The sequence below is a fragment of the Microcoleus sp. PH2017_35_SFW_U_B genome, assembly GCF_020737865.1.
Taxonomy (GTDB): Bacteria; Cyanobacteriota; Cyanobacteriia; order Cyanobacteriales; family Microcoleaceae; genus Microcoleus.
In genome coordinates this window covers 1-1,559 of the sequence record NZ_JAEQDE010000005.1, presented here as the reverse complement: position 1 = coordinate 1,559, position 1,559 = coordinate 1, and the positions used below count along the sequence as shown (strand labels likewise).

The 1,559-nt window shown below is 43.9% G+C and carries 1 protein-coding gene; it reads left to right on the top strand.

Annotated features, from left to right (window positions below; genetic code table 11):
* Positions 1–515 precede the first annotated feature (515 nt).
* A complete protein-coding gene (locus JGK36_RS00035) occupies positions 516–1,403 on the top strand; it encodes a PEP-CTERM sorting domain-containing protein (RefSeq protein WP_293199407.1) in 888 nt (295 codons plus the stop codon).
* Positions 1,404–1,559: the final 156 nt, after the last annotated feature.

Below are 1,559 nucleotides of genomic sequence, written 5' to 3'. Positions count from 1 at the left end.
AGCTTGCTTACCTTGGGATGGCCGACCACTCAATAGCGCAGGAAGTGAACTCTTTCATTGTAGCTAAAGATGGCTTTAGTTAAGTTTGGGTAAGTTTTATGAAGCAGTCGGGAAAAATTCGATCGATTTATGCAGCGCTTCAATTGCAGAAACTACCGCCCGAGTTAGAAGGAACGCGCGATGCCTGCTGTTAACGCAATGTGATATATGGCAGGAATTTGCTTGACTGTTGTTAAAACCTGCGTAGGCGACAGCCGAGACGTTAGCCATCGCCTCTCACCGAAAAATAAGGTTTAAAGTCCCTGGGCTCTGCTGTGCTGGTTGTGGCGAGAGTTGATTCTTTAGTTACGGGTATTGGTTAGTTTTTTTGACTAATCTCAGTGATATTACGTAATTACTGACAAAATCTTCACCAAAACTTTAATAAAATATACTGGAATGTGTGATTTACTGAAAATCAAAATAGTCGATCGACAAAATTGATAATTTAACACACATTCATCAGGAAGTTTTTTATGAATCCCATTACAAAAAACAGCTTTCGCTGGACTTACTCGGTGGCTGTCTTCCTTGCAATTATTGGATTACAGCAACCAAAGGCTACAGCAGCAACGCTATCTAACGGCTGGAATTATGCGATCGACTCCTTCAACGACGGCGTGACAGATGGTAGAGTCGGCGGCGGCGAGTTTGAATTTTACGGCATCGCCATCAAAGAAACATCAGACACGGCTTTCATCGCCATCAACTCCAATCTCAGTTTAGCTGGATATGCACGCAGCAACGTTCTCCGAGGCAACATCAACTACGGCGATTTGTTTTTCAATTTTTCCGGTCAAAACTTCAACACAGCTAATGCAAATCGCAGCTTATTTGGCATTCGCTTTGCCGACGGCAATGACTCAGGTGTAGCGACAACAGGCATTTATAGCAATGTTACAGCGAAAAGCTTTACTCAAGCGAACGATGGATTTTCTAATCTAACCGGATACAATACTCATGTTCGATCGGGAGGTGGAACCTCGTCAATCGGTGATTTAGCTGCTACAGACCCGTATTTTCAACAAACAGGAGAAAATACCGTTCTCAATTCAATTGCTTCGGGTACAAAAGTAGGAGAAATCTCTGCTTTAACTTCAGCAACTTTGAGCGCCATGGGTCTTGATTTCTCGCAGTTTAATGCAGTAGGTTCTCAAACCATCGGATTCAGTTTCGATAAATCTGCTATGCCTTCTGGCAGTTATGTTGCTAATTTGTTTGCTGAGTGCGCTAATGATGCGATCGCCATTAAAGGAGAATTTGAGGCCGTACCCGAACCTTCTACATGGTTCGGTACTTTAGTAGGATTGAGCTTTTTAGGTATGGGTGCGGCGAAACGCAAAATCAAGCGCAAGGTTGCTTGAGGCGATCGCAGCATTCTGGCGAACTGGCTCTCTGGCCCATTCGACTATAACATTTACGGTATGTAGTTGCGCTTCAGCGCTCTTTGGCTTGGTATATGAAAGAGCGCGGCGTGGCTGATTGACGGTATGAATTAAGTTCTACCAAAAAGCTCAACG

Excerpts from the sequence above, each read along its gene's own strand:
- JGK36_RS00035 (WP_293199407.1), top strand. The coding sequence starts at position 516 with ATGAATCCCATTACAAAAAACAGCTTTCGCTGGACTTACTCGGTGGCT.